This is a genomic window from Cloacibacillus sp. An23, assembly GCF_002159945.1.
Taxonomy (GTDB): Bacteria; Synergistota; Synergistia; order Synergistales; family Synergistaceae; genus Caccocola.
Window position 1 is genome coordinate 1 of the sequence record NZ_NFJQ01000024.1, and the last position, 3,955, is coordinate 3,955.

Sequence of the window (3,955 nt, forward strand, 5' to 3'; positions counted from 1 at the left end):
GCCAATGCTTTTGAAATATAGATATCATATTCACCAACAAAAGCGGCTGGTGGAGTATAAGAATAACTAGCCCAAACCTGAGCTCTATCCTCTATGCTCAAGCCCGTCAGTATAATCGTGCTCCGGCATATCTGAGTCCCGTCAGACCACCTGACCCAATCCCCATTGGCGTTAGAGCCGCTGGCTACTATGTCCCCAAACGAGAGTACGTCCTCCAGTCCGCTCGCCGTACGGCGCTGTAGCTTGATGACGTCTCTCATAACACAGCCTCACAGTTGACATCAACATGGAGGACGCCCCCCCCCCGTAAGCACTGGCTAATTGTCAGCATTATTTACGACCTCCCATACGTTAGTATCAGAGCCCGGAGCCCACACGCAGGGCTTCATCGGGCTTTTCGCCTTATACATCTGTCCGTTGTACGTTACGTATACGCCCGCTTCGACGTGCATCCCGTATATCCACACATACGGGTCTTCGAGCGTGCCGGAGCCGTCGGTCGACAGCGGCACGTATATCGCGAGCACTCCTTCCGCGTCGGGCGGATAGACCTCGGAGGCGGTCGTCTGCTGCTGCACCTCGTAGACTATGCCGTTGTAGGTTACGCGCTTGCCTTGGGCGTATGACTGGCCCGCCTGCCACTGGTCATACATTTGCGCGCGCGCCATGAGGGCGCACTCGGATAGGGTGAGCTCTTCGGTCTGCGCGGCGGCTTTACTCATCTTTTCAACGAGCAGTTCGCGGGCCTGCCATTTTGCCGTTGCAATGGCGGAGGCTTCTCGATCGGCGGCGGCTTGCTCCGCCGTTTTTAGTTTTGACCAGTCGATGTTACCGCTCATTGGTCTGCGCCTCGTTTTCTTCGGTCGGAGCCTCCGGCGTCGTATCCGGCAAAATCACCGGGCCGTCTGTGTCCATCACCAGCACGCGCGGCGACGGGAAGCACGCGGACAGCGGCGAGTTGGGTAGCAGCGGCAATATGAGCGATAGCTCGATGTAGCCGCCTGCACATTTGACGTTGCCGTCAATGTAATCGCTCGCTATTGATTTCGGCGTAACGAGCTCCATGTGCTCTGCGCCGTTTTCGTCAACGGTGTAGCGGTACTCTTCTTGATTTATCAGTTCGTCGCCCTCTGCGAGCTGCGAAAAGTCAAAATCCTCGCCGTTTATGGTTATAACGTCGCCCTGCACAGATACGACGGGCGATGGTAGGTCGTTTACCTGCGGGTTTAGTTTTATCTTGAACATTTCATCACTCCTTGTTATACGAGAGTTACACAAGCACGCATCATGTAGCAGGTGTGCGCCTGTGGTCGTTTAGGTTTCTTATTTTTTCTGGTGTTACACGGTTGTTACATTGTTCCACACCCGCCCGCTCCGCGCCTCGGTTTACACGTGCATCGTCGGTGCAATTAGCGACGGAGCGATTATCGAGAGTGGGAGTAACGCCAACGGTTACTGGTGTAAGTTCGCAGATGGATCTGCCATAGGCTATCAGTCTAGAGTAAGTTTTGTTGTAAATAGCGAAACTGGAATGGCAGCATTTTCTGGTGTGTGGAAATATTACGTCGACATAACTTTTCCTCTAGCATTTACGCAAACGCCTTCTATAATCTCAGATATTGGTGTGAATTATTATGATCATGGCTGGAGTCAGGCACATGTCGTCAGCGCCACATCAGCACAGATTGTCATTTTCACACCACGCACTGCATTAAGCCCAGTTAATACTGTCGGTGGTTGCTGGTTCGCCATCGGCCGCTGGAAGGCGTAAGGGCTATTTCCATTTGCCGATAGCAATGTATGTATATTCACGAGTAGAATCGGACCCGAATGTTATCCCTCGCGTGGGGCTGACGCATATTAAACACGAAGTTGCGTTAGGTGGTGCGGCATCGGAGGCAGACCCGTTGCCCGCACCTTGATATGTCCCGGATACTACGACAGGTGGCGATATAAAAACTGCCGGAAATGTTGCTGTACTAGCTACATAGCTATCAGTCGAAACAAAAGAAATAGTGACGCTTCCGGTACATATCTGCGTTCCATTCGCATATCTGACCCAATCTCCGTTAGCATTCGAACCTTGTTCAATTATTGCTCCGTCGCTAATTGCACCGACGATGCGCAGCGCCTCCGCAGGGACTTTGTTATCCGCGTCCAGCAGCACCGTGCGCAGCGCTTCTTCGAGCCCCGAGGCCGTGCGCTTGCTGTAAGTCATAACGTCGCTCATTCTACGCTCACCTTCCTTATCACAATGTCGCCCTCTTTGGTCGCCGCTATTATCGTCTCGTCGGACTCGCCGTTTACATAGAGCTTAAGCTCCTGCAGCGCGGCGGCCGGCAGCTGCGCTGCAAGGACTTTGCCGGACGAGTCGAGCATCGGTACTTTGCCTTTGCTCGACAGGCCGGAGGACAGGCGCGCAAGGATTTCAAGTATCCCGTTCGCGCCTTTGAGCACGACGTCGCCTTCGCCTGTGCCGGACGTGAGCGTGTCGTTCGTCTCATTATCGAAGGCGAGCAGCGTTTTGAGGAACGCCGCGTCGCTGATCCAGCTGTCGGCGAGTTTGCCGTCATCTCCGGCTTTCGGGATTTTCGACGCGCCCGGGGTGTCCGTTATGGAGTTTACCGTCGTCCCGTATTTGTTTACCAGCTCCGCTACCTGATGCGCGAGCTCGTTGAGCGCCTTCTCGCCTGTGGTTCGGATGATTTCGTATGTTTTGCCGCTCGCAGTCGTGCCGGTGTAGGGGCGCGTCAATGTGAGCGCCGTGTCGGACGTCACCGACTTTATGACGTAGTTCAGCCCGTCTACTATGAGCAGGTCGTCCGGCCCGCAGAAGTTCGTCGCGAAGAGCGTCCCGCTTCCCGTGACGTTCGCGCTGCCGTTCGTTACTGTGATCGTTCCTGTGGATTCAGACATTGGTTTCACCTTCTTTGCGTTATTCTGCGATTGCTACGTAGTTGAGAGTGCCGGAGGCGAGCTGGGTGGAGCTTGAGACTGTCCACTGTATAGAATCAAATCGCAACCAACAATGTTTCATATTGTCAAAAGAATATATCCAAGAAAAATCGGAATTATATCCACCATAGCTTATGTCTGCTACAAGATATATATATTGGGCGCTTGAATACCCGCCAGGCAGAGTTATATTGAATGTTTTATAATAATTTGTAGGTTCCGTTGCCAAATTATAGTTTGTTGGAGGCAGTGTTATCGTTGTTATTGTGGTAAAAACTCCGGCAAAGTTTACTTTTACACTTGCGGTCAGACATTTCATAGAGACTGTGTTTCCCTGGGCACCACCAGCATCCTGCGCATAGATTTTTCCCGTCACAACAATATTTTTAGCATAAGCTGGGACAGAATATGTCGTCGTCTGTACCGTTGTAGGGACAGCATGTTCCATAAAGCTCCAATCTACAACTGGTACCGGAAGCGTATAATATACATTGCCACCTGCTATCTCTAAATACGCCCGCGGCACGAACGTCACAACCCCGTTATTGTACGTAATCGAGTCCGCGTAACATCTAAGCTGCTGACTCTGGCTCGGATAGTTCGCGTTGTAGCATTGCAGCGCGTTAGGCGAAACCTGTATCTTCGGCTGCGAGGGCCAGTAGCCCGGCAAAGTGACAGTTGCGCCGTTGTTGCCGACTCCGACCTCCATTTTGCGCAGCGACTTCATCGCGCGGTAGGCACCCGCGATGTACTGATACGTCGTGATGTCGCCGGTATCGACGCGGATGTAGTTGCCGGTCGTGAGGTTGTTCGGGTCGCGTATTTGCAGCACTCCGGTCTCCGAGTCGATGAGCACCGCACCGCTGCCCATTTGGAAGATTGAGCCGTCTCCCATGATGAACTGACCGCCGGGCCCCAGCTGCATTTTCGCCGCCGCGTTCAGCTCGCGCCCGGTCAGCGAGCCGGAGGCTATGAGGCTGCCTATAAGCTGCGCCAGTCC

General features: G+C 53.4%; 6 protein-coding genes. All 6 read right to left on the bottom strand.

All coding sequences use genetic code 11. The annotated features are described in order from the left end of the window. Positions 1-260 (bottom strand): hypothetical protein (locus tag B5F39_RS14505; protein ID WP_204245131.1); only part of this gene is annotated, 260 nt, incomplete at its 3' end. 57 nt (positions 261-317) lie between these two features. Beyond that, positions 318-839 carry a carbohydrate-binding protein gene (locus B5F39_RS13875; protein WP_087368725.1) on the bottom strand — a complete coding sequence of 174 codons (522 nt, stop codon included), beginning with the start codon at positions 837-839 and terminating at the stop codon, positions 318-320. After that, complete coding sequence (locus B5F39_RS13880; RefSeq protein WP_087368727.1) at positions 829-1,245, bottom strand: hypothetical protein; 417 nt, start codon at positions 1,243-1,245, stop codon at positions 829-831. Before B5F39_RS13880 ends, B5F39_RS13875 begins: the two co-directional genes overlap by 11 nt. Before the next feature lie 529 nt (positions 1,246-1,774). Beyond that, a complete protein-coding gene (locus B5F39_RS14125; protein ID WP_143330774.1) occupies positions 1,775-2,230 on the bottom strand; it encodes a hypothetical protein in 456 nt (151 codons plus the stop codon). Continuing rightward, positions 2,227-2,916: a hypothetical protein gene (locus tag B5F39_RS13885; RefSeq protein ID WP_087368729.1), complete on the bottom strand. Its 690-nt coding sequence runs from the start codon at positions 2,914-2,916 to the stop codon at positions 2,227-2,229. Before B5F39_RS13885 ends, B5F39_RS14125 begins: the two co-directional genes overlap by 4 nt. A 19-nt stretch (positions 2,917-2,935) precedes the next feature. Further along, the coding region (locus B5F39_RS14345) for a hypothetical protein (RefSeq protein WP_158096080.1) at positions 2,936-3,955 on the bottom strand (1,020 nt) is incomplete at its 5' end.